Origin of the sequence: Brevibacillus sp. MER 51 (assembly GCF_023714195.1) — a bacterium.
Classification (GTDB): Bacteria; Bacillota; Bacilli; order Brevibacillales; family Brevibacillaceae; genus Brevibacillus.
The window spans coordinates 1-23,551 of sequence record NZ_JAMAUS010000030.1; the positions used below are offsets into that span (position 1 = coordinate 1).

The window sequence follows — 23,551 nt, forward strand, 5'->3', positions numbered from 1 at the left end:
AACAGAGCAGTCTACCACGCCCGCCTCTCCATATAAAGCAACAAGAAAAAAGAAAAAACGGGGCCGTCATGCTATTGACAGTCCTCGTTCATATCAGTGAAGCTGAAATTCCCCGCCATTTATTCCGAAGCTGGGGTGGGCTCCAGAGGCGCTTGGACTGGAAATGCGCTTCTCCTGCGCAGTTTTTTAAAAATTGCTTGAAAGTGAATTCAAAGTGTGAAAGTGCTACTAAGCAGACACACCATGTAGCATGAAAACTGCTTTGAAATGACACGCAAAAACGGTTTTAAAGACAACTTAAACAATTCCTTAAGAAATTTTTAAAGATTTCTTTTGAAAGTTGTAACCGAAATGAAACCTCTTCCGTACCTACTTGTGCGAGCTTACAACGAGCCCATAAGTACCTTACAAAAGTGTAAGCTTCCTGAAATATAACTCGATGGTTCCTGCTTCGTTTCGACCGTACAATGAAATCAATTCATACGGATCACGAAACGGGAGATCGATTATGACAACAGCAATCATGTATCCAAAATTAAGTCACCAACAAATTTACGAAGATTACTCTGCTAAAATATATCGCTATTTCCGCTACCGGGTAAAAAACATCTGGGATGTGGAAGACCTGACAACGACTGTGTTTATCAAGGTGTACTCCAAGCTTGAACAGTACGATGGCCGCCATCCTTTTGGCGCCTGGATTTTCCGAATTGCGCATAATGCGTTGATTGACTACATGCGCAAGAAGCGGGAGAGTCCGGTGGATCAGGACACATTTAGCAATATGGTCGCAACAGATAGGTTGCCGGAGGAGTGCCTTCTGAATCAGGAGACAACCGAGGGTTTATGGGATAAGGTGCACACGCTGACAAAGGATCAGCGCAATGTGATCGCTCTGCGCTATCTCGGAGATTTGCGAATGAATGAGATCGCGGAAATCTTGGGCAAGACAGAGGCTTCGGTGAAAATCCTGCACTTCCGCGGGATCAAGAAGCTCCAGCAATTGATGGATGCTCAAGCATAAAGGGGGGACAACAGTCCTTCCTTTTTTGCTATGTGGCTGTAGTGGAGAAAAGAATATTTCCAGGCTAGGCTCCAGGCTTCGTCCCTCTGGGGGATGAGACTGTCCGCTCCGAAGGGATTCGCGGGGAAACGCAAAAGTGGTAGCCGCTTCGGGGCTCGGGCACGGTTGCGTTTCTTTTGCCCGCGAATCCCTTCTCCGCTCGGTAGGACTCCACAAGTCGCTACGCCTGGAAATATTCTTCTCTGTCGTTACTGATGGCATTCTTACATTCTTTTAAGGTATTTAAAAACCGATTAACACGGAAAGCTCGTAGAGGAAACAGGAGAAATAAGCGAAGATCTTAGGGACACCGACCGAGACGCAATGAAAAAAGCGAAACACGCCCTTAAGCGTCCACCTCTGAAACACATCCTGAAAGGACCACTTTGGACGAGGTTTCGCTTTTTGCATGGAGTCGTGCAGTCAATCCCCTGGGGGGTGGCCCTAGAAGCTGAGCGTTTTCTCCTGTTTCCTCCCCTCCACTATAGCAACGTACAAGTCTTTTTTTCATTCGACTTCTAAGCACGAGAAACGCTAAAGGCTTGGCGTAGTCTCGTTTTCTAATGGTATAGTAAAGAATAAAATGGAGGAGACTCAAGACGAGAGGAGTATGAGTGATGTCCACAATTATGATTGTAGAAGACGACCCGAAAATCAACCAGCTGCTGCAAGAGCAACTGGAAAAATACGGATTCCAAACAGTCAATGTTGAACATTTCGATAGAGTCATGGAGGTATTTACCCAATCCCGCCCTGACCTGGTTCTGTTGGATGTGAATCTACCGAAATTTGACGGATTTTATTGGTGCCGGCAAATGCGCCAGGAGTCCAACTGCCCGATCCTGTTCATCTCTGCGCGAGAAAGTAAAATGGACCAAGTGATGGCCTTGGAGAATGGGGCCGATGACTATATCACAAAGCCGTTCGACTACGACGTGGTTTTGGCCAAAATCCGCAGTCAACTGCGTCGGGCTTACGGACAATATGCTCCGCAAGAAGGGGAGCGTACGGTTGAAGTAGCGGGGCTCAAGCTATTTTTGGAGCGAATGGAGCTGTCCATGAACGATACCAAAATCGAGCTGAGCAAAAAGGAAGCGTTACTGCTCGAAGCCTTGATGAATCAACATCCGCGCGTCGTCAGCCGTGAGCGTTTGCTAGAAAAGCTGTGGGATGAACAGTTTGTCGATGAAAACACGCTAAATGTCTATATCACACGCGTGCGCGGCAAGCTGAAGGACTTAGGCCTAGAGGGAGCTGTCGAGACTGTTCGCGGTTCCGGTTATCGCTTGCGTGCGACTTGGGAGGAGGGGCAATGAAGCTGTTCCTTCGAGATCAATGGCCATTCGCAGCGTTTTTTCTCATCCAATTGATCTTATTGATTATGATTTTTGCGATGGATGGGTACTGGAATGAATCATTGATGATCTATGTCATGTTTTTATCTGTTTTTTTCGCGGGGGCTTTTCTCGCCATTCGTTACTTGTCTCACCGCACAATCTATCAGCGACTGAGCAAGCCGGTAGAGTCATTAGAAGAGCTGACCCAGACATACGGGAATTCACCGTTGTGTCGCGCGATGGATGACATCAGTCAGGAGCAGTACCGACTCTACAAAGAACAGCTCCATGCCTATGAAAACAAGCAGCGGGATCATACGACCTTTATCCAGCAGTGGGTTCATCAGATGAAGACGCCGATTTCGGTCATTCATCTGTTGCTGCAAAATGAAGACGATCCAACAGCTGAGAGCGTCCGTGAAGAAGTGGACCGAATCAAGCGTGGACTGGAAACGGTACTGTACATAGCTCGCCTCGACCGATTTGAACAGGACTTCCTGATCGAGCCCGTAACGCTGCGTTCCTTGGTGCAGAATGTGTTGGCTGAAAATAAACGGCTGTTTATTCGCAACCAAGTGTATCCAGAGGTAAAAGTGGATGAAAATTGGCGAGTGGAATCGGACGACAAGTGGCTCGCTTTTGTCCTCAACCAATTGTTGACGAATGCCGTTCGTTATTCAGCAGGGAAAAGCAACAAGGTCACTATTCGTGCGTATGAACGCGGAGCACATGCCATACTGGAAGTGCAGGATTATGGAATCGGGATTCCTGCCGAAGATATTCGCCGCGTGTTCAAGCCATATTTTACGGGCGAAAACGGGCGCAAATACCCTGAGTCCACCGGGATGGGGCTATATTTGGTGAAAGAAATTTGCGGGCGGCTCCATCATGGGGTGGAAATGGAATCAGAAGTGGGCGAGGGGACAACCGTGCGTATTGTCTTGTCTGCTGTCGTCCCAACCTTACAAGAAAGTAAGGTAGCTGAAAGTTAATTCGATAGTTGCACTATGCGCACTTTCGTATAGTTGAAGAGGTAGTTCAAAAAGTCGTCTTTTGATCACGAAGTAATTAAGAAAGCTGATTCGACATCGAAAGAGGCGTTCACCTTTAAAGTCCGGTGCTCATGTAGGTTCCTACAGTCCGCTCCTCCTTTTGCAGGTTCTCGCCTCTTTCTCGGTGCTGAAAAGACGACTTTTTGAATGCACTTGAATTTGGAAGTGCAAGAAAGGGGAATAGCGCATGGAAATGCTTGCTGTAAATAGCTTGAGTAAAATATACGGGGGCAAGGTAACCTACCGCGCGTTGACCGATATCGATTTTTCGATTCGCAAGGGCGAATTCGTCGGTATTATGGGCCCCTCAGGCAGTGGCAAGACTACGCTATTAAACATGATCTCCACTATTGATACACCAACCTCAGGTGCGGTTCTTTTGAACGGTACGAATCCGCATCATTTAAAAAAAGATAAACTCGCTCTGTTTCGTCGCCGTGAGCTCGGCTTTGTATTTCAAGATTTTAATCTCTTGGACACGTTGACGATTGGGGAAAATATCGTGTTGCCGCTGACGCTGGACAATGAGAAAGTCTCGGTCATGGAAGAAAAGCTGCAAAGTGTTGCGGAGAAGCTAGGGATTCAGGACATATTGGAAAAGCGGACCTTCGAGGTATCAGGGGGGCAACGCCAACGAACGGCAATTGCCAGGGCGATCATTCATTCCCCGTCGCTTTTGCTCGCTGACGAGCCGACAGGAAATCTTGATTCCAAGTCTTCGCGCAATGTGATGGAGACACTGGAAGCGATCAATAAGAGAGATAATACCACCATGATGATGGTGACGCATGATGCTTTGGCTGCCAGCTATTGCCATCGGGTGATTTTTATTAAAGACGGCCAGCTCCATAACGAGATGTATCGTGGTGAGAGTCGACAGGTATTCTTCCAGAAAATTATTGACTCATTGTCGTTTTTGGGAGGGAACACCTATGACCTTTCGACAATTCGCGTGTAATAATGTTGTACGAAATAAGCGTATGTACGCTGCATTCTTCATGAGTAGCGTTTTTTCTGTCCTCATTTTTTTCGTCTATGCGATGTTCATTTTTCATCCGGAAATTATCGGGCAGGAGATTCATGAATCCGTAGCTACTGGGATGATGGCGGCTGAGTACGTCATTTTTCTGTTCTCTTTCTTTTTTCTCTTTTATTGTGTCGGTGCTTTTCTGAAAAAGAGGGAGAAGGAGTTCGGCATCCTTTTTATCCAGGGCATGACACCGCTACAGCGGAACACGCTGATTTTTATGGAAAACATGCTGATTGGCATCGTCTCGATTGCCATTGGGATTGGCCTCGGACTAGTTCTCGCCAAGCTGTTTTTCCAATTCGCCGGATTTTTGCTTGCTGTAAAAGCACTCGGGTTTTACTTCCCGTGGAAAGCGATCGGTTTGACAGTGGTGGCGTTTCTCATCTTGTATGCAGCCATTTCGCTATTTACGGTCCTCTTGCTGCGAAGCCGCAGTCTGTTGGATCTGTTGCAAGGAAGCGGTCGGCCTAAGCGTGAGCCGAGGGCATCGTTAGTGCTGTCTCTGGTCGCGGTAGCTTTGTTGGGCATGAGCTATGCCTTAGCCCTCACTGCTGACGGCGTGAATGTGCTCGTATTGATGCTTCCGGTCATTGCGCTGACGACTGTAGGAACGTACTTGTTGTTTACTCAGCTGAGCGTCATCTTCATCGATTTTCTGAAGAAGCGTCGAACTTTTTATTGGAAACGTACGAATCTCTTGACGCTCTCTGATCTGGCCTATCGGATGAAGGATAATGCACGGATGTTCTTTTTAGTCAGCATCGTCTCTACTGTTGCTTTTTGTGCGATTGGCACGCTGGCAGCTTTGGCTGGGTCGATTCAGATCACGGTGATGAAAACACACCCGTTTGCGTTTGAATACCAGTCCAAAGAAAGCGATGCCGAGAGAGCGAAGCATCTGTCTTTAATTGAAACGAGCTTGCAGCAAAATGGCTTTTCCTTCGAAAAATATCAAGTGGCTATGCGAGTTTTGCCAGAACTGGTTCAGGAGGAAAGGGTCGGAGTAGTCAAGCTGTCTGACTATAACCGGCTGGCCGTAGCTTCCAATTCGACTGTACTCGAAATGACGAATAAAGAGGCCTTCGTACTGCTCAATTGGATTGGTGATTCGGTAGCGAGCAAAACACTGCAAGTAGGGAAGGCACAGCTCGCAGTCAAAACAGATACGAATATGACTCCATTGATCAGAGGGATTGAATTTAAGCGATTGGTTGTCGTACCGAATCAGGTGTATGACCAGCTTCCGAAAATGAAGGAAGAAGAGCGCTTTGTGTACGAGGTGCCAAGATGGAAGGAAACGCAGGATCTTAGTCTCAAGCTTCAGGAAGATATTCGTCATGACGAAGATAATTATTCGTTTTCAGCTCGTGCACCCTACTACCACACCATGAAACAAATGGCGAACATGGGACTCTTTATCGGGTTGTTTGTGGGTGTGTTGTTCTTCGTAGCCGCAGCAAGCTTTCTCTACTTCCGTCTGTACACGGATTTGGAATACGACAAACGGCATTATGGAGCGCTTTCCAAGATTGGACTCACGGATGCGGAGCTGACGCGGATCGTCACGACTCAGGTTGCCCTGCTGTTCTTCGTGCCGATTGTGGTGGCCATTATTCACAGCATGGTGGCGTTCGTGTCCCTGCAAAGCTTGTTGAAGCTCATCCTTGTCGCGTCTGTGGTCAAACCGACCGCGATTGTCCTATGCAGCTTCGTCGTTGTTCAAGGGGTGTATTTCTGGATCATTCGAAACCGTTACTTGTTCCATTTAAAGCAATCAATGAACCGCTAGTGACTTTTTCCAGCATGTCCAGACGAGCAAGGACATAGGATAAAAGGAGAAGGATGCGAGGGGGCAAGTGGATGGAACGAGAGACGTGGATGAGGCAAGCCGTACAGATTGCGTTTGAAAATGTCCGTGATAAAACAGGCGGACCATTTGGAGCCATTGTCGTGAAGGACGGGCAAGTAATCGGGCGAGGACGCAATGAAGTGACGGCGAGCAATGACCCTACGGCACATGCCGAAATCCAAGCGATTCGAGAAGCATGTCGTTATCTCGAAACCTTTCAATTAAACGATTGCGACCTGTATACAAGCTGTGAGCCGTGTCCGATGTGTCTGGGAGCCATCTATTGGGCCAGACCGCGCAATGTCTATTATGCTTGCACGAAAGAAGATGCGGCGCATGTCGGTTTTGATGATCAGTTTATTTATGAGCAGATTGTTCTTCCTCTTGAAGAACGGAGTATTCCTTTTCAGAGAATCAATCTTGCGAATAGACGGAGCCCATTTGAAGCATGGTCTCAATCTCTGGACCGTATCGAATATTAATCGAGAGCCTCTCCTGCGGAGCAGGCTCTTTTTCTTTGCTTTATTTATAGTAAGAATAGGTTTTAATATGGAATTTTTTGTAAAAGTATTGCATTGTGTCGAAAATCGTATTATAGTAACAACAATCATCATGGAATTCGACCGAATTTTCTAATATTGAGCTGTGATAAGGTTGAATATTGTTTGAAAAAGACGAATAAAGGTGTGTTTGTATGGAGGAAACTTTCCGAAGATCACTTTATCCTGAATTAGATGACATCGACTACGGGATCATTCGAGCCTTGCAAGGAAATGCGCGCTTACCGTTTACTCAGATTGCGAAGGACCTCGGGGTTACAGAAAAGACGATCCGCATGCGCGTTCAGCAATTACAGGACGAAGGTGCCCTGAGTCTGGTCGGTATTGTTAATCCAGTCAAAGCAGGGTTTCACGTACAGGCGATGATTCAAGTGGCTGTGGATGCGGAAAAGCTGGACGATGTGGTTGCTGCGTTAACGGAAACCGTAGAGATCAGGCTCATCGTACTTACTTCTGGTGAATATCAGCTTTTCACACAGATTCTCGTAACAAGCAATGAAGAATTATCCCAATTTTTGCTCAAAAAGCTTCACAAGATTCCGGGCATCTCCAAAACGAATGTGATTAACGAATTGAAAATACTGAAGTCCAAGTACAACTTTATCCGTTAGCAAGGCCAACTGGTATCCTGTCAGTTGGTGCAATCGGGTGAACTTTTTTGCTAGCTAGGCAAGGACGGAGGTACAGCTATGATTTACTGGCAATTATTTCTCGCCTTTTTCCGCATCGGAATCTTTGGATTTGGAGGAGGACCTACTATGGTTCCCCTCTTTTACACCGAATGTGTGAAAAAGTACAAATGGGTGACAGATGAGGACTTTTCCGACAATCTGGCGCTCGGCAACGCTCTTCCAGGGCCCATTGCGACCAAGCTGGCCGCATTTATCGGCTATCGGGTAAAAGGCTGGAAGGGTGCATTGGTGGCAAACATCGCAGTCGTGATGCCAATCGTGCTTGTGATGATCGGTTTGCTGAAAGTGATATATCAATGGAAGGATGCGCCGGGTGTATACGGCATGATCGAAGCAATCGGTCCGGTAATCGCAGTCATGACAGGCGTCCTTACTTGGGAATTCCTTTCAAAGGGGTGGAAGGGAGCATCCAGCAAAGCAGGTGTGAGTCTTTCCCTCGCCCTTTCACTCGTTGCGTTGCTCTTCCTTGATTGGCATCCGGGCATTGTAGTAGGGATTGCGCTTGCCGTTTCATTTGCCTACTCTACTTGGTCTGTCCGCAAGCGCAAGGACAAGGACGGCAAGGAGGGAGTAGCATGATCTACCTGCAATTATTTTGGGCCTTTTTCATCTCCAACATTTTGGGGTACGGGGGAGGACCACCGAGCATCCCTTTGATCCAAAATGAAGTGGTTGACCATTACCAGTGGATGAGTGTACAGGAATTCGGAGAAGTGCTTGCGGTAGCAAATGCGCTGCCCAGCCCAATCGCGACCAAGCTCGCTGGATACATTGGCTATCAGATAGCGGGCGTACCGGGCGCAGTAGTCGCATTATTTGCAACGGTCGCTCCGACAGCGATCGCTATGGTCTTATTGATGGGTTTTATTAATTTATTCCGCAGTGCTCCACAAGTAAAAGCGATGACTCAATCGGTACGGCCAGTTGTTACAGTCTTGCTCGGAACGATGACGTATCAATTCTTACTGGGCGCAGTCGAAGGCATTGGCTGGATGCAAACGGGGATTTTGACAGTGGCATCCTACCTTCTGCTCGAAACGTGGAAGGTCCATCCCGCATTTGTCATTTTGGGAGCAATGGCGTACGGGTTTGTTTTCATCGGCTAGATAAGTTTACGTAAGCTGGTAAGAAGAAAAAGCACAGGGCTCGTAGACCTTGACAACGCCTACCCAGTCGGAACTTCAAAAAGGGGACCCGCTTGTCGAACATTTCTTCCTTGAGAAACTTTCGCCCGTAGGGTGGCTTTGGCTCGACGGTCCCTTTTTTGAAGTGGAGACGGCCAGTCACTCCCCCTTGCTGGCGTGTCAGAGTTGAAGAGAACTGTGCTTTTTCTTCTCCTCCACTATGTTGACTCAAACCAGAAGAATCGGCTAAACGAAGGAGGCAAAAACCATGGTTAATTTTGACGCAATGGAATACCCATACGCATCGAAGCGTGTGACGACTTTTGCCAAGAACGGCATGGTGGCGACCTCGCAGCCACTGGCGGCACAAGCTGGCCTCGATATATTGAAAAAGGGCGGAAATGCGGTGGATGCGGCGATTGCAACGGCTGCGTGCCTGACTGTAGTAGAACCGACCTCGAACGGCATCGGGGGAGACGCATTTGCCCTCGTGTGGATCAAAGACGAGCTGCATGGATTGAATGCAAGCGGGCCTGCTCCACAAGGAATCTCCATCGAGATACTAAAAGCAAAAGGTCTTGATGAAATGCCGACCTACGGCTGGACGCCTGTCACTGTACCGGGCGCACCTGCTGCGTGGGCAACTTTGTCCAAGCGTTTCGGACGCCTTCCGCTGACAGAGGTTTTGCAGCCAGCGATTGATTATGCGGAGAATGGCTATCCTGTATCGCCCACATTGGCGCATAATTGGAATGCCGCACACAAAAAGTTTTCCCAGCAATGCAAAGGGGAAGAGTTCGCGCATTGGTTCTCCACCTTTACGCCAGATGGCAAAGTGCCAAAAGCGGGCGCCATCTGGAAGTCGCTGGGTCATGCGAAGACGCTGCGTCAAATCGCGGAAACAAATGCAGAGAGCTTCTATCGCGGAGAGCTGGCAGACAAGATCGACGCGTTCTCCCGTGAGTGCGGCGGCTATTTGCGCAAAGAAGACCTAGCTGCCTATGAGCCGGAATGGGTGAAGCCGATCGGAGTCAACTACCGTGGCTACGATGTGTGGGAGATACCGCCGAATGGGCAAGGGATGATCGGCCTGATGGCCCTGAACATTCTGAAAGGCTTTGATTTTGACGCAAAAGACACAACAGAAACGTATCACAAGCAAATCGAAGCGATGAAGCTGGCATTTGTGGATGGATTGAAATACATCACGGAAGAGAGCAAAATGAAAGTTTCCAAGGAAGCGCTGTTGTCAGAGGAATACGCTGCTACTCGCCGTGCACTGATTGGTCATGAAGCCTTGACGCCAGAGCCGGGTCAGCCGAAAATGAGCGGTACGGTCTATTTAGCGACTGCTGACGGTGAGGGCAATATGGTTTCCTTTATCCAAAGCAACTACATGGGCTTTGGTTCCGGGGTAGTTGTGCCGGGGACAGGAATCGCCATGCAAAACCGCGGTCATACCTTCTCGCTGGACCCTGCTCATGACAATTGCTTGGAGCCCGGCAAAAAAACGTTCCACACCATAATCCCGGGCTTCTTGACGAAGGATGGAAAAGCAGTGGGGCCATTCGGTGTAATGGGCGGCTTCATGCAGCCACAAGGACATGTGCAAGTGGTCATGAACACGGTCGACTTCCAGCTGAATCCGCAAGCTTCACTCGATGCGCCGCGCTGGCAGTGGGTGGAAGGCAAAACAGTGGAGCTGGAGCGTCATTTCCCGGAGCATTTGGCACAAGCTTTGGAGCGCAGGGGCCATACGATCAAATGGGCGCAGCTCGGCAATTACTTCGGACGTGGTCAAATCATTTGGCGTGATGAAAATGGTGTGCTAAGCGGTGGTACGGATATGCGCGCGGATAGCAGTATTGCGGCTTGGTAAGGAAACATTCTGGGGCTGGACTAAGGAAAGGAGGGCTCCATGGGTGTGGTATGTTTATTATATATTTATTCTCATAACGATAATTAGGAGTATTGTGTATCTAATTCGAAAACGGCGTACCCTTTTTTCGATGATCACTCTATTTTTTTCTATTTTCGGTCCAATTGTATTCTTTTTGCAGTCTTTGACGCGCGGTTCTGGTACAGAAATTGATAACCTGTTGTACGGCCTTACCCAAGGGGAAATATGGGCATGGTTTGTGATCCTTGCTTTTATGGAAATAGTTGCGTGGTACCTCGCGCTTGCTAAAGATTTTCTTGGTAAAAGGGAACAAAAGAACAATCTTAGAACGTAAGGACAGTTGTATTGCGGCTTGGTAGAGAAAAGAGAACCAAATAGTAGAGTGAGTTGGGCCGAAGCGGATGCTTCGGTCTTTTTATTTGTGCCTGTTTTCTACTTTTGACGATATTCATCTGTTCAGAAGTTGTTTAGATGTCCCCGGTAGAATGTAGAAAATGATCAGATTACGTCGTTTTTGCGTATAGTAAACCCTCTTTATGATAGTTCGAAAGTCGTGGTATAAAAGATGGGAGAAAACATTTTGAATGAATAGCATTTTAATTGTTGATGATACAGCGTTTACGAGACTTGTGCTGCGTAACATGTTTGAGAAATTAGGTGTTGAGGTAGTTGCAGAAGCTGATTCAGGGGAGGAGGCTGTTAGAAATTATTGTTTGTATCGACCGTCACTCGTCATAATGGATATTACGATGCCGGGCATGAACGGTTTGGTTGCCTCCCGAAAAATCATGGAGCTGGATAAGAATGCGAAGATTATTATATGCTCCGCAGTTACACGACGCGATACTGTCATCAAAGCGATCAGGCAGGTGCGCGTGATTTTATCGCAAAACCCTTGCAGTTCGAGAGAATTGAATGGGCTGTGCAACATTTACTGGAAACGGATTCCAGGTGAATGCGATGGGGGATATGGAGCAGTTCCCGAGTTTGCAGTAGGTTCAGGGACAGCTTTTGATCAATGAGGCCAAGCAGTGAAGAACAGAGATAAGCTGCCGTATAGGTAACTGTCCCTGCTCTTCTTTTTTCTCTTGTTCAGAAATTGTTGAGATGATCCTAGTAGAATGGGGAAAGCTGCGGATAGAGGGGCTTTGTGCCTATGAAAACGAAGAGTAAGAGGCAATAGTTTTGGTTGGTATTGGTAATAGGAATATATTACTATAATAAAATAGTCCGAAAGAGATAGATGGATAGGATGGGAGACAGCGTTTTTGGATGAATAGCATTCTGATTGTTGATGATACGGCTTTTACGAGACATGTGTTGCGCAACATATTTGAGACGTTAGGACTCCACGTTGTTGCGGAAGCTGCTTCGGGAGAGGAGGCTGTGAGAAATTACTGCTTGTACAAACCATCACTCGTTACGATGGATATTACCATGCCCGGCATGAACGGTTTGACTGCTTCACGCAAAATCATGGAGTTGGACAAGGATGCCAAGATCATTATTTGCTCAGCAGTGTCTAGGCACGATACCGTCATAAAGGCGCTTCAGGCAGGTGCGCGGGATTTCATAGCGAAGCCACTGCAGCTGGAGCGCATCGAATGGGCTGTGCAAAAATTGCTGGGAACAGGGGTAGATGTTCGTCGTGGGGATAGACAGGTGAAACAAATAGCTGAGGTGTTAGTATGAAAGTTTTGATCACAGGTGGTTATGGGTTCATTGGTTCTTTTGTCGCGGAGAGATTTTATAAGGAAGGGTATAAAGTTTTCATCCTCGACAATCTCAGCTCAGGCAATCAGAGGAACGTCACATTTCCGCATAAGGCATACGAGCTGGATGTAGCGGATAAAAAATGTGATGAAGTATTTAAAAGCAACAGGTTCGATGTTGTCATACATTTAGCGGCCCAAGTCAGTGTTGCTGCATCCATGGAAGACCCTTTGCTGGATACGAATACGAACATTCTTGGACTCGTGAATATGCTGAAGCTATCAAGCAAATATGGCGTGTCCAAATTTATTTTTGCGTCATCAGCCGCCGTTTACGGCATGAGTGAAAATACACCGTTACACGAAGATTCAGCGTGTGATCCGGTGTCTGTTTATGGAATAAATAAGCACATCGGTGAAATGTATTGCCGTAAATGGACGGAAATGTACGGCTTGCGAACGGTAGCCTTTCGCTTGGCGAATGTGTATGGCCCCAGACAGAGTGCAGTAGGGGAAGGCGGCGTCATCTCTACTTTTTTAACTCAGATCAACCATGGAAAAGAAATTGTTTTGCACGGGGATGGCAGCCAAACGAGAGATTTTATTTATGTAGAGGATGTAGCTGACGCCATTTTTCGTTCCGTTACCACGGATGATACCAGTGTGATGAATTTGTCTACCAATCAGGAAAGCAGCATTAATGAGCTGATTGACATTCTTGGGGAGAATCAGCAGCTCCAGGGAATAGTGCGAAGGGAAAAACGCCCAGGAGACGTAGAAAAGTCGGTTTTGGACAATACGAGGGCAAAGAGAAGACTAGATTGGATCCCGATGTATTCATTGGCGGAGGGGCTGGAAAAAACGGCGCAGTGGTATCAAGAGAGCATCGCAGAGAAAGAACAAGAGCAAGAGAGCGAAGGGAAGAAAACGATCCTTTGGCTACGTTCATGGGATGCAAGGCCGTACATAGAGAACATTCTTGCGTTTCTTCTGGTGATTTTCGCCACAGTTGGAACGGTTAATAGCGGTGTCTTTGATCTCAAGCTGATTTACATCGTGTTGATTGGCGCCGTTTACGGAACGAAGCAATCCCTCTTGTCTGTTATCCTGGCTTGTGGACTTTTTATCGGGGAAAGCCTGCATAACGGACGCGATGTCGTATCGCTTTTGTATGACGCAAATGTTCTGTTTCATATCGCTGTCTATTTTATTATCGGGATTGCTGTGGGCTATTCGATCGATAAACGCAACAGGGACGTACTGTCCAAGGAGCTGCAAAAGCAAGCCCTGGAAGACAAATATGATTTTTTAAAAGACATTTATAACGATGTCCTGATGGTAAAGCAAGAATTGCAGCAGCAGATCGTCAATTCGGAAGACAGCTTCGGGAAAATCTACAGCATCACCAAAGAGTTGGACAGCCTCGAGCCTGAGCGCGTATTGCAGAAATCGGTCAAGGTACTGGAAAGAATCATGAAGTCCGATGAGATCGCAATTTATACGATGAATCAAAATGGTTCCTTCTTGCGATTGATGGCCAAATCGAATAAAGCGGGTTTTGATCTGCCACGCTCGCTGAAAATGAGTGAGCATGCTTATCTTACTGAATTAATGACAATGAAGAAGATCATCGTGAATAAAGAGCTGCGTCACGACATGCCTCTTATGGCAGCCCCTATTTTTGACAAGGGAAAAATGGTTGCCGTGGTCACATTGCAACAGCTCGGATTTGAAAATTTTACAATGTACACCCAAAACCTCTTCCAAGTCGCCGTTCAATTGATCTCATCCGCTTTGTCCCGTTCTCTCCGATACTTAAATTCCACACAAAAGGACCGCTACCTGGAAGATACCTCTATCCTGATTCCTGCTTATTTTTCAGCAATGGTGAAGAACAAAAGGGATGCCAAACAACAGTTGAACACTGACTTTACCCTCCTGGCAGTGGATTCTGCGCAAATGGATCATCATACCCTTTCTACCTATGTCGCCAGTTCTCTTCGCGAAGCAGATTATATGGGAATGGACGAAGCCGGAGATGTCTATATCATTCTCTCCAATTCCAACGAGCAAGAAGCCCGTATCGTGATTGATAGGCTTGGTAGACTCGGTATTGCATCGAGAATTGTGCAGGAAAAAGACCAGGATCGCTTCTGGCTGAAGGATGGCGCCTATGCTTAATCTAGTCCTCCTCCATGTCTTGGTGTCTGTTGGTTACAGTTGGATACAAAGCCGGGGCAAGAACAGGCAGGTGCTTATTATGCGAATGCTTGTTGTTGGCTTTCTTCCCGTTTTTGGCCTCCTGTTATTGGGGATTACGGATGCATTCAAACGAACATCGAAAAAGAATGTGAATGAACTGATGCTAGAGAGCGATTTGCTGAAACTAGCTGAGGGATCGAATATTTTCCGAAGAGCGGACATGGAAAAGGAAATGAACATCGTACCGGTTGAGGACATTTTGTTTTTGAACGACACTGGCACACGCCGAAAGATGCTGATCGATGTTTTGAAAGAGCAGACCATTTGGCAGATCGGTACATTGGAGACAGCCTTGCAAAACGAGGATTCGGAAACGGTTCACTACGCGGCAGCCGCTCTAACGGAAATGCAGCGCAACCTTCAGCTCCAACTGCAGGATTTATCAGTGAAATATGAGGAGAACAAGCAGGATCTTGGGGTTTTACGCGCCTACGCAGATGTATTGAAGAAGTATCTGGACAGTTCACTCATTGATCAACGCACCTATGTGAAATACAGCTACACGTATTCATTTGTTCTCGAATCATTATTGGGCATTTATCAGGAAGAAGAAAGCTATTTTGTGGACAAGATCAATTGCGAGCTGGTGAACCAGTCCTATGAATCAGCCGCACAATACTGTCAATTGTTTCATGAGTATCATCCGGAAAGCGAGCAGCCATATGTCATGTCGCTAAAGCGCTTCTTTACGCTCAGAGACTACGCAGGGTTTGTGGCTGAAATGAATCGGTTAAAAAGTTCGTCGGTTAAAATATCCCACGCCACGCTGATGATGATCCGCTATTGGAGCACTTTGGAGGATGTTGAGCAAGACAGCACATGGGGGGAAGTCGCTGCTGCACAGGAAACAGGTCCGAATTTGACAGAGATGAGCGATACAAAATGAGAATGACAAGGAACATGAGAAGGAAAAGAGACAGGGAAAATGACAGAGAATGGAGCAGGTCGAGGTCCAGCGATATTCCCGTGAAAAAAAACATCTACATCATTCTGATCTTTGTGGCGATTCTGGGGATCACCATAGAAGCTACCCGATCTCAGTTCATCCTTCAGGTGAGCAATAATAAGTCAGGAGGCTCGCAAATACAGAATGACGAGCCGAAGCAAAACGCGATCGGTCAGGAGGAAATTGCCAAGCTAGCAAGGGAGAGATTCCTCATTCTGCATGATTCCAAGGATGAGAGCAGCATGGCAATCGCGAGGAATGTGGAGCAAGTGCTGCGGTATATGAAAAAGGAGTACGATCTCGCTGACGTTAAGCAGTTCTCGAAGCCCGATCCCCAATACATGACGGTCATTGTCACCATAGAAAATCTCGGCATGATAGCCAATCTGGATGCGATGATGCAATATGCGCACAATGGTGGAAATGTGTTCTTTTCACGTATGCCTGAATACAATGACAGCTTGTACCGCATATACCGAAAACTGGGGATCAATTCCATCAATTACCCTATCGTGACAAACGGCATTCAGATGACATCCAATCTCTTGATCAAAGGAGAAGATGCAAAAATTGGCGCAGATTCCATTGTGAATTCCTCGATTCCCGTAGAGCTGGATAGGCAAGCGAAGGTTCACGCTGTTTCTGCCGACAATATGCCACTGTTATGGGAGACCCAGTATGGACAGGGAAAGGTCATGGTCTATAACGGGACGAATATGCAATCTGCAATGAACAGAGGACTGATTGCTGGTGGCATCAGTTCACTGAATCAAGATTTCATGTACCCCATTTTCAATATGAAAATCATGTATATTGACGATTTTCCGGCCCCTTTTCGTCAGGGGATCGAGCCGAGTATTTACCGCGAGTACCACAAAGATATTCCCAGCTTCTATCGGGATGTGTGGTGGCCGGACATGATCAAGCTTGCTGCCGATTACGATGTGACCTACACGGGAGCTATTATCAAAACCTACAATAACCGGGTTGCCCCGCCCTTCACTGATGAGGAAGGAACGGATTCAAACAATCTGATCACGTACGGCAGGGACTTGTTGAAATTGGGTGGCGAATTGGGCATCCATGGATACAACCATCAATCGCTGGTAACCGATCAGGCGACGGCGAGCCATTACGAGTATAAGGCTTGGCCTGATGAAGCAAGCATGGCTGAGTCGCTTGCGTACCTGGACGATTATATCAAGAAGGTTTTCTCGTCGTATGACATACAGGTGTACGTTCCGCCTTCCAACGTGATGGGAGAGGAAGGGCGTCGAGCGCTGAAAGAATCCTTCCCTGATCTGAGGGTCATTGCCTCCTTGTATGCGGAATCAGACAGTACACACGAATACATCCAGGAGTTTTCCGTGGCTGATGATGGCATGATAGAGTTGCCACGTATTACCTCCGGATACAGTCGCACAGACATTCATGATTGGTACATAACGAATGCGATCACATCCATTGGTGTTTTTTCTCATTTTGTTCATCCAGACGATGTGTTGGACAAGGGGCGAAGCAATAACAAGTCGTGGCCGGAATTGGTAAAAGACTTTCAACTCATGCTGGAAGAACTTTACCAGCAGTATCCATGGTTACGTAGTCAGACTGCTTCCGAAGCTGCAGCAAGTCTTGAGAGCTATGTGCAGACGGATGTGTATATCACGCATACGGATAAAAAAATAACAGGCTACATGAACAATTTCTCCGGCGAAATGTATTACATCTTGCGGACAAACAAAAAAATGACGAGCTTGGTCAATTGTACGGTAGAAAAAATAGAGGAAGGTGCCTATCTCGTGCATGCAACGGGTGCCAAATTTGAAATAGGACTGGAAGAGTAAGCGATGAAAATTTGTCTGATTGCCGAAGGATCTTACCCTTTTATCACGGGGGGTGTTTCTAGCTGGATTCATTCCTTAATCACTAGCATGCCAGAGCATGAGTTCATCATTTATGCAATTGGAGCAGAAGGGAAAAACAAGGGAAAATACGTCTACCAGCTCCCCTCGAATGTGGTGGAAATCAAAGAGGTATTTCTGGATGCCTATCTGAAAGAAGAGGCTGCACCGGGCAAGCGTCTGGGTCTTACTGAGGATGAGCGGCAAGCGTTGCTTTCGTTGCTTGATGGGAGCAAGGGTGACTGGCGTGCTCTTTTTTCCGTGTTGTCGGGGAGTAAGGTGCCATCCGTAGCTGAGTTGCTTACAAGCAAGGACTTTTTCGAGGTTATCCAGCGGCTTTGCGAACAAAAATATCCGCAAATCCCTTTTACCGAAATGATCTGGATGATTCGTTCGATGGTCTTGCCGCTATGCCTGGTCATTCAAAACGGCATGCCGCAAGCGGATTTGTATCACAGTGTGTGCACGGGATATGGCGGTGTAGCAGGGAGTCTTGGGAAGTATCTGCATGCAAAGCCGTTTTTGCTGACGGAGCATGGAATCTATACACGCGAGCGGGAAGAAGAAATTATCAAGGCAAACTGGATCAAGGGTCACTTTAAGGATATTTGGATCGACTACTTTCATAATCTTTCTGCATGTGCCTACTCCTACGCGGATGAGGTAATCACGTTATTTGAACGAAACAAGGAAATTCAGATCGAGCTAGGGTGTGATCCTTCCAAAGTATCCGTGATCCCGAACGGTGTAAAAGTGAGTGATTATGCTGACATCGTGGAGGAAAAAAAGAACGACACAATCACCATTGGTGCTGTTGTCCGCGTGGTACCTATCAAGGATATTAAAACAATGCTGCATAGCTTCGGACTCGTCAAAGAGCAAGTACCACACGCACGCTTTGTTATCATGGGCCCGACGGATGAAGATGAGGAGTACTACACAGAATGCCTGCAATTGGTCGACAGCCTGCAACTGGAGGATGTTACGTTTACGGGTGCGGTCAATGTAAAAGAGTATCTCGGAAAAATGGACATGCTTGTTTTGACCAGCATTAGTGAAGGCCAACCGCTCGTTATTTTGGAAGGAATGGCATGCAGAAAGCCCTTCGTCACAACGGATGTGGGAAGCTGTCGGGAATTGTTGTACGGCAATGGTGACAACTATGGCAACGCAGGGATAACGGTACCCGTCATGCATTTTACCCAAATTGCCCAAGCGATCATTACGTTGTGTCAAAACGAGCCATTGAGACGGCGTATGGGCAGATGCGGTTTCCAAAGAGTATCGGATATTTACACACATGAGAACTTCTTGGCGGGATATCGCAATATGTATCGGAAATACGAGGTGTAAGAAATATGGCGGGCATTGGCTTTGAACTGAAGAAAATGTTTCGGAATAAAGGGTATTTGTCCAGTGTGAAGGCGTATGCATTTTCTTCGCTGGTCACAGTCGGACCGATGCTGATTTGTATGGTCATGATCACGGTGCTACAGCAGGTCCTTCTTCAATTGAATGTCAGCTATTTGGAGAGGATGTCTTTTTTAGCAGCTGTTGTTTATGCGTTTGTGTTTTCACTGTTGGTTACCTGCGGTTTTTCCATGGTCATTTCTCGCTATATTGCAGACAAAATATACTTGCGCGAGTATAACGACATCATTGCTTCTTTGTACGGAGTTATGGCTGTTTGCCTGGGCTTGGGGGGAATTCTCGGCGGCGCTTTTTATTGGCTGGCTCCTTTGCCGTCTGGCTTTAAGCTCGTAGCCTACCTTCTTTTTGTGGAACTGATCGTTGTATGGCTGCAATCCGCCTATTTGTCCGCATTAAAGGATTATATGCGAATTATTCGCGGGTATTTGGCGGCTGTTGCCGTTACGCTTCTGGCTGCGTTTTTTCTGGTGAATCTGACTGAATTGGAAAAAGGAATCGCAATGCTGATTTCTTTGGATCTTGGCTTTTTTATCATGATCGTTCTGTCGATGATTCATTTGGAGAGCTATTTCCCGAAGCGGGAGAGGAACTACTTTGATTTCGTGAAGTACGTGAAAAAATACCCAAGTCTGCTGGGCGTGGGTCTCTTTTGCTCTCTCGGCTTTTATGTGCACCATTTTATTTACTGGCTGGGGAGTCCGCTTCAAGAAGTTGTGGCGGATACTTACGTGATTGCGCCGTTTTATGACGTGCCTGCTTTCTACGCTTCCTTGAGCATATTGCCTACGATGGTCATGTTTGTTGTATCTGTAGAGACCGCTTTTTATGAGAAGTATCGAGCGTATTACGGGACGATATTGGGCACAGGCTCGGTGCAGGATATCAAGCGGGCAAAAACTGACATGGTCCAAACATTGATGCAAGAACTCAGCTTCATGATGGAAGTGCAGCTGTTCTTTTCCTTTGTTGCATTGGCTCTGGGAATTACGCTGCTTCCGCACATCGGTTTTACGTCCGAGCAGATGGAGCGGTACAACATCCTAGTTATCGCAGGATACCTGTACGCTGTTATGTTTGTGATCGTGCTGATGCTGCTCTATTTTGACGATCGGAAGGGAGCGCTTGCGGTGACGACCTTATTTCTCATCAGTACGGTTGTCATCACCATAGCGATGCTGCCCCTTCAGAACTACGGTTTTTCATTTTTTATTGCTTCGTTTCTTGGTCTGGTAGCTGGTCTCGGCAGGCTGATCTATTACCTGAAAAATATCGATTATTACACCTATTGCCTACAGCCGCTCTTTGTCAAAGGAAAGCGAATGGAATAGATGGGGACTGATGGATTGGGGAGGACTTAGGGTGAAGAAAAAACGATTCATACTGAGCCTGCTCGTAGCATTAGGAGTTGTATCGACTGGTTGTACACAGAATGTACCTGAACAGCCAGTGTCAGATACCCCGGCAGCAACGAGCCAGGTGGCACCAACTCAACAGATGAATGAGGGACTGATTGAGAATAGAAGCGTATACGATCAGGATGTGGATGGGAGCATCGTCCATTTGTATGTGACGGTAGTCAACGAAGAAAATTCCAAACTGAAGACAACCACCTTTACGGAACTCAATCTGGCTCCTAGCGGACGGAATGAAAAGGGAGAAGATCTCCAGGCCAAAGTCATTATGCAGGAAGGGACGGCGGAGGGGCCGACCCAGGGCTACTTTGGTTTTGGAGAGACGAGAGCAAACGGAACGATTGAGCTACGAGGGGAATCGAGCAGGAGAGCGGAACAAAAATCGTACAAAATCCGTTTGTTCGAAAGTGCCGGATATTGGCGGGATCAGCGCAACATCAACTTAAGCAAGCACAAGTCTGACATGACGCGTGTTCGACAAAAGCTAAGCTTTGATTATTTCGAGCAGATGCCGAATATGACTAGCTTGCGGACGCAGTTCGTTCAAGTAAAAATCAAGGATTTGACCAAAAAAAATCCAGACCGGGACTTTGTTGATTACGGTTTGTTTACTCAAATTGAACAGCCAAACAAAACATTTTTGCAGGCGCACGGGTTGGACCGGAACGGAAACTTGTACAAGGCAATTGATTTCGAGTTCCATCGCTACGAGGATCAGATCAAGCTGGCAACCGATCCTACCTACGACAAGAAAGCATTTGAAAAAATTCTGGAGATCAAAGGCAGCGAGAACCATGAAAAGCTCATTGCCATGCTGGAGGATCTCCATAATCCTGCAATGAATACGCAGGACTTTTTGGACAAGCATTTTGATCGGGAGAACTATTATACATGGATGGCAGCCAACCTGTTGATGGGGAATCACGATACGGCTGTTCACAATTTTTATTTATACAGTCCAAACAACTCGAACAAATGGTATTTCCTCCCGTGGGACTATGACTCAACATGGGGATTTTTCGAAGAAGAGCTCAAGCGCAGTCCAGAAAAAGGGCTCGGTCAATGGCAGTTTGGTCTCTCCAACTACTGGGTGTCGAACCTGCATCGCCGCATCTTCAAAGACCCGGAAAACATCAAGGCGCTAAACGAAAAGGTTGAGGAAGTCAGCAAGATCATTACGAAAGAGCAAACGGAAAAATACTTGAAGAGCTATTATCCGATTGTGAGCAAATACGTTCTGCAACAACCTGATTTATATAATTTGCCGTTGGATGTCTCCTATTTTCACAATGAGCAAGCACTTCTCTCTGGTGAACCGGAGCGAAACAAAAAGAGATACTATGAGCGCCAAGAGAATCCAATGCCCTTTTTTATGGGAGATCCAAGAAAAGAAGGAGACAAGCTCATTTTTTCCTGGGACCATTCCTATGACCTGCAAGGAGACGATCTGACCTACGATTTTGCTGTCAGTTACGACCCTGCATTTACGAAGATACACGCGCAGGCAAAGGGACTGACAGGAGTCCAATACACGATAAACGATCCGGGAAAAGGTCGCTTTTTCTGGAGGGTGATTGTCCGGGACAGCAAAGGGAACACACAGACGGCATTTGACAGAGTAGAGCCGGAGGATGCGATTTATCACGGGGTGAAGGAGTTTGTGTTGAAATGAAAGGAATACAGAGCACGGGCATCCAGCTAGGCAACAAGCGATTGCGGCATGAGTTGAAGTATTATCTTCGGCTGACCCATTATGAGCCACTCCGGCAGAAATTGCGTCTGATCGCGACTCCTGACCCCCATTCTGTAAGTGAGGAAGGCTATCATATTCGCAGCCTGTATTTTGATGACTATCACGACACGGCTCTCTATGAAAAAAACTACGGGGTTTTTCAAAGAAAAAAGTATCGCATCCGCATTTACAACAAAAGTGATGCGGTCATCAAGATGGAGCGAAAGAGCAAGTTTGGCGGATACATTTGCAAAGAATCAGCGTCGATTACGCGAGATGAGTATGAACGAATTTTCGCAGGCGATGTTGAGTTTCTGCGGGAGACGGAAAGCGCTGTGCTGCGAGATTTTTATTTGTCGTGCAAGAATCATCTGTTTCGGCCTCGTGTCATTACGGATTATGTTCGAGAGGCGTATTTGGTGAGAGAAGGGAATGTCCGAATCACGTTTGATAAGTACTTGAAGGCAAACGTCAATACGCTTGATATTTTTGACGAACACATCATGATGGTCAGAGCGATTCATCAGCCCATGATGATCATGGAAGTGAAGTACGATCAATTCCTGCCATTCAATATTAGACATTTGCTGCAAAACCTGAGTAATCAGCGGTCGGCTATCTCCAAATATGTCATTTGCAGAGAGGAAACCAAAAAGTACTATAATCTTTAGTGTGAGGAGAAGTCGAGAAACTATGGACACGACCAATACGATTAATTTTCAAGATATCATCAAAAAAAGTGTCTTAAAAATGGACCAATTCGCCAGCATCTCGATCATCGATACCATCATAGGTCTTGTGTTGTCGGGATTGCTTGGTTTGTTTATCTACTATATTTACAAGAAAACGTTTCGTGGCGTCGTCTATACGCACACCTTTAACATCACGCTGGTGGTCATGGCAATGCTTACTTGCCTGATTATCATGACGATTAGTACGAATATCGTGCTCTCTCTCGGGATGGTTGGTGCGTTGAGCATTGTGCGGTTCCGTACCGCCATCAAAGACCCGCTGGATATTGTCTTCATGTTTTGGTCGATCTCGGTAGGTATTGCGACGGGAGCAGGTGTATACCCGGTTTCCGTCCTGGGCTCTCTGGTGGTGGCGGCTGTCATTGTCGTATTATCCAAGCGGCAAATGAGAGATGTTGCCTATCTGCTCATTATTACTTATCAGGATCAAGCCAATGACGGGATCAAATACCAGCTGAACAAGCTAAAATACACCCTGAAATCAAAGACAGTCAACAAAGAGATGGTGGAATTGATTGTAGAAGTAAAAATCAAGGGAGATAATACGGCATTTGTTCAGGATATTTCAGAGGTAGAAGGTGTGAAAAACGTATCATTGGTCAGCTACGATGGCGATTATGCACCATAAATGATTCAACAAAAAATCCCTTTCTGACGACGCCTTTACAGGTGGACTGACCCTAATTAATGAGACGTTGAAAAAGCACCTAGGCTACCTGTTTCCCATACTCGTATGGAGACAGGTAGTTCAATTTTTCCTGAATTCGATCTTGGTTATAAAAACAGATGTAATTTT

General features: G+C 46.6%; 20 protein-coding genes and 1 pseudogene. 20 read left to right on the forward strand and 1 reads right to left on the reverse strand.

Annotated elements, in window-relative coordinates:
• The first annotated feature begins 508 nt into the window (after window positions 1-508).
• From M3630_RS29960 to M3630_RS30055, 20 genes and pseudogenes are all read left to right on the forward strand, one after another.
• Complete coding sequence (locus tag M3630_RS29960; RefSeq protein WP_251254608.1) at window positions 509-1,024, forward strand: sigma-70 family RNA polymerase sigma factor; 516 nt, start codon at window positions 509-511, stop codon at window positions 1,022-1,024.
• Between the two features lie 656 nt (window positions 1,025-1,680).
• On the forward strand, window positions 1,681-2,379 hold the full coding sequence (locus tag M3630_RS29965; protein WP_173610735.1) for a response regulator transcription factor: 699 nt from the start codon (window positions 1,681-1,683) through the stop codon (window positions 2,377-2,379).
• Window positions 2,376-3,392, forward strand: coding sequence for a sensor histidine kinase (locus M3630_RS29970; protein WP_251254609.1), 1,017 nt, complete (start codon window positions 2,376-2,378; stop codon window positions 3,390-3,392). The genes M3630_RS29965 and M3630_RS29970 overlap by 4 nt, the downstream gene beginning before the upstream one ends.
• Window positions 3,393-3,639: 247 nt before the next feature.
• Window positions 3,640-4,410 (forward strand): ABC transporter ATP-binding protein, encoded by a 771-nt coding sequence (locus tag M3630_RS29975; RefSeq protein ID WP_007729857.1) that lies wholly within the window; start codon window positions 3,640-3,642, stop codon window positions 4,408-4,410.
• Complete coding sequence (locus M3630_RS29980) at window positions 4,385-6,271, forward strand: ABC transporter permease (RefSeq protein WP_173610733.1); 1,887 nt, start codon at window positions 4,385-4,387, stop codon at window positions 6,269-6,271. Before M3630_RS29975 ends, M3630_RS29980 begins: the two co-directional genes overlap by 26 nt.
• Window positions 6,272-6,342: 71 nt before the next feature.
• Window positions 6,343-6,813, forward strand: coding sequence for a nucleoside deaminase (locus tag M3630_RS29985; RefSeq protein ID WP_173610732.1), 471 nt, complete (start codon window positions 6,343-6,345; stop codon window positions 6,811-6,813).
• 212 nt (window positions 6,814-7,025) lie between these two features.
• The gene (locus M3630_RS29990; RefSeq protein WP_173610731.1) at window positions 7,026-7,502 is read left to right on the forward strand and encodes an Lrp/AsnC family transcriptional regulator; all 477 of its coding nucleotides are present in this window, start codon (window positions 7,026-7,028) and stop codon (window positions 7,500-7,502) included.
• Between the two features lie 78 nt (window positions 7,503-7,580).
• Window positions 7,581-8,162 carry a chromate transporter gene (locus M3630_RS29995; RefSeq protein ID WP_251254610.1) on the forward strand — a complete coding sequence of 194 codons (582 nt, stop codon included), beginning with the start codon at window positions 7,581-7,583 and terminating at the stop codon, window positions 8,160-8,162.
• A complete protein-coding gene (locus tag M3630_RS30000) occupies window positions 8,159-8,689 on the forward strand; it encodes a chromate transporter (protein WP_251254611.1) in 531 nt (176 codons plus the stop codon). Before M3630_RS29995 ends, M3630_RS30000 begins: the two co-directional genes overlap by 4 nt.
• Window positions 8,690-8,975: 286 nt before the next feature.
• On the forward strand, window positions 8,976-10,586 hold the full coding sequence (locus M3630_RS30005; protein WP_251254612.1) for a gamma-glutamyltransferase family protein: 1,611 nt from the start codon (window positions 8,976-8,978) through the stop codon (window positions 10,584-10,586).
• 605 nt (window positions 10,587-11,191) lie between these two features.
• Window positions 11,192-11,562 (forward strand): annotated as a pseudogene (locus M3630_RS30010) (response regulator).
• Between the two features lie 317 nt (window positions 11,563-11,879).
• A complete protein-coding gene (locus tag M3630_RS30015) occupies window positions 11,880-12,299 on the forward strand; it encodes a response regulator (RefSeq protein WP_173610726.1) in 420 nt (139 codons plus the stop codon).
• Window positions 12,296-14,500 carry an NAD-dependent epimerase/dehydratase family protein gene (locus M3630_RS30020; RefSeq protein ID WP_251254613.1) on the forward strand — a complete coding sequence of 735 codons (2,205 nt, stop codon included), beginning with the start codon at window positions 12,296-12,298 and terminating at the stop codon, window positions 14,498-14,500. Before M3630_RS30015 ends, M3630_RS30020 begins: the two co-directional genes overlap by 4 nt.
• Window positions 14,493-15,467, forward strand: a complete 975-nt coding sequence (locus tag M3630_RS30025) for a hypothetical protein (RefSeq protein WP_251254614.1) — start codon at window positions 14,493-14,495, stop codon at window positions 15,465-15,467. The genes M3630_RS30020 and M3630_RS30025 overlap by 8 nt, the downstream gene beginning before the upstream one ends.
• 80 nt (window positions 15,468-15,547) lie before the next feature.
• Entirely contained in the window at window positions 15,548-17,371 is a 1,824-nt protein-coding gene (locus M3630_RS30030; protein WP_251254615.1) for a DUF2194 domain-containing protein, read from the forward strand.
• A 3-nt stretch (window positions 17,372-17,374) separates the two neighbouring features.
• A complete protein-coding gene (gene pelF, locus M3630_RS30035) occupies window positions 17,375-18,781 on the forward strand; it encodes a GT4 family glycosyltransferase PelF (protein ID WP_173610722.1) in 1,407 nt (468 codons plus the stop codon).
• Between the two features lie 5 nt (window positions 18,782-18,786).
• The gene (gene pelG, locus M3630_RS30040; protein WP_251254616.1) at window positions 18,787-20,187 is read left to right on the forward strand and encodes an exopolysaccharide Pel transporter PelG; all 1,401 of its coding nucleotides are present in this window, start codon (window positions 18,787-18,789) and stop codon (window positions 20,185-20,187) included.
• A gap of 31 nt (window positions 20,188-20,218) precedes the next feature.
• Entirely contained in the window at window positions 20,219-21,943 is a 1,725-nt protein-coding gene (locus tag M3630_RS30045; protein WP_251254617.1) for a CotH kinase family protein, read from the forward strand.
• Window positions 21,940-22,674 (forward strand): polyphosphate polymerase domain-containing protein, encoded by a 735-nt coding sequence (locus tag M3630_RS30050; RefSeq protein ID WP_221866757.1) that lies wholly within the window; start codon window positions 21,940-21,942, stop codon window positions 22,672-22,674. The genes M3630_RS30045 and M3630_RS30050 overlap by 4 nt, the downstream gene beginning before the upstream one ends.
• 22 nt (window positions 22,675-22,696) lie before the next feature.
• Window positions 22,697-23,383 (forward strand): DUF4956 domain-containing protein, encoded by a 687-nt coding sequence (locus M3630_RS30055; protein WP_251254618.1) that lies wholly within the window; start codon window positions 22,697-22,699, stop codon window positions 23,381-23,383.
• Between the two features lie 79 nt (window positions 23,384-23,462).
• Here the strand turns inward: M3630_RS30055 and M3630_RS31280 are convergent, their stop codons facing one another.
• Window positions 23,463-23,543 carry an IS3 family transposase gene (locus M3630_RS31280; RefSeq protein WP_353057225.1) on the reverse strand — a complete coding sequence of 27 codons (81 nt, stop codon included), beginning with the start codon at window positions 23,541-23,543 and terminating at the stop codon, window positions 23,463-23,465.
• Window positions 23,544-23,551 lie beyond the last annotated feature (8 nt).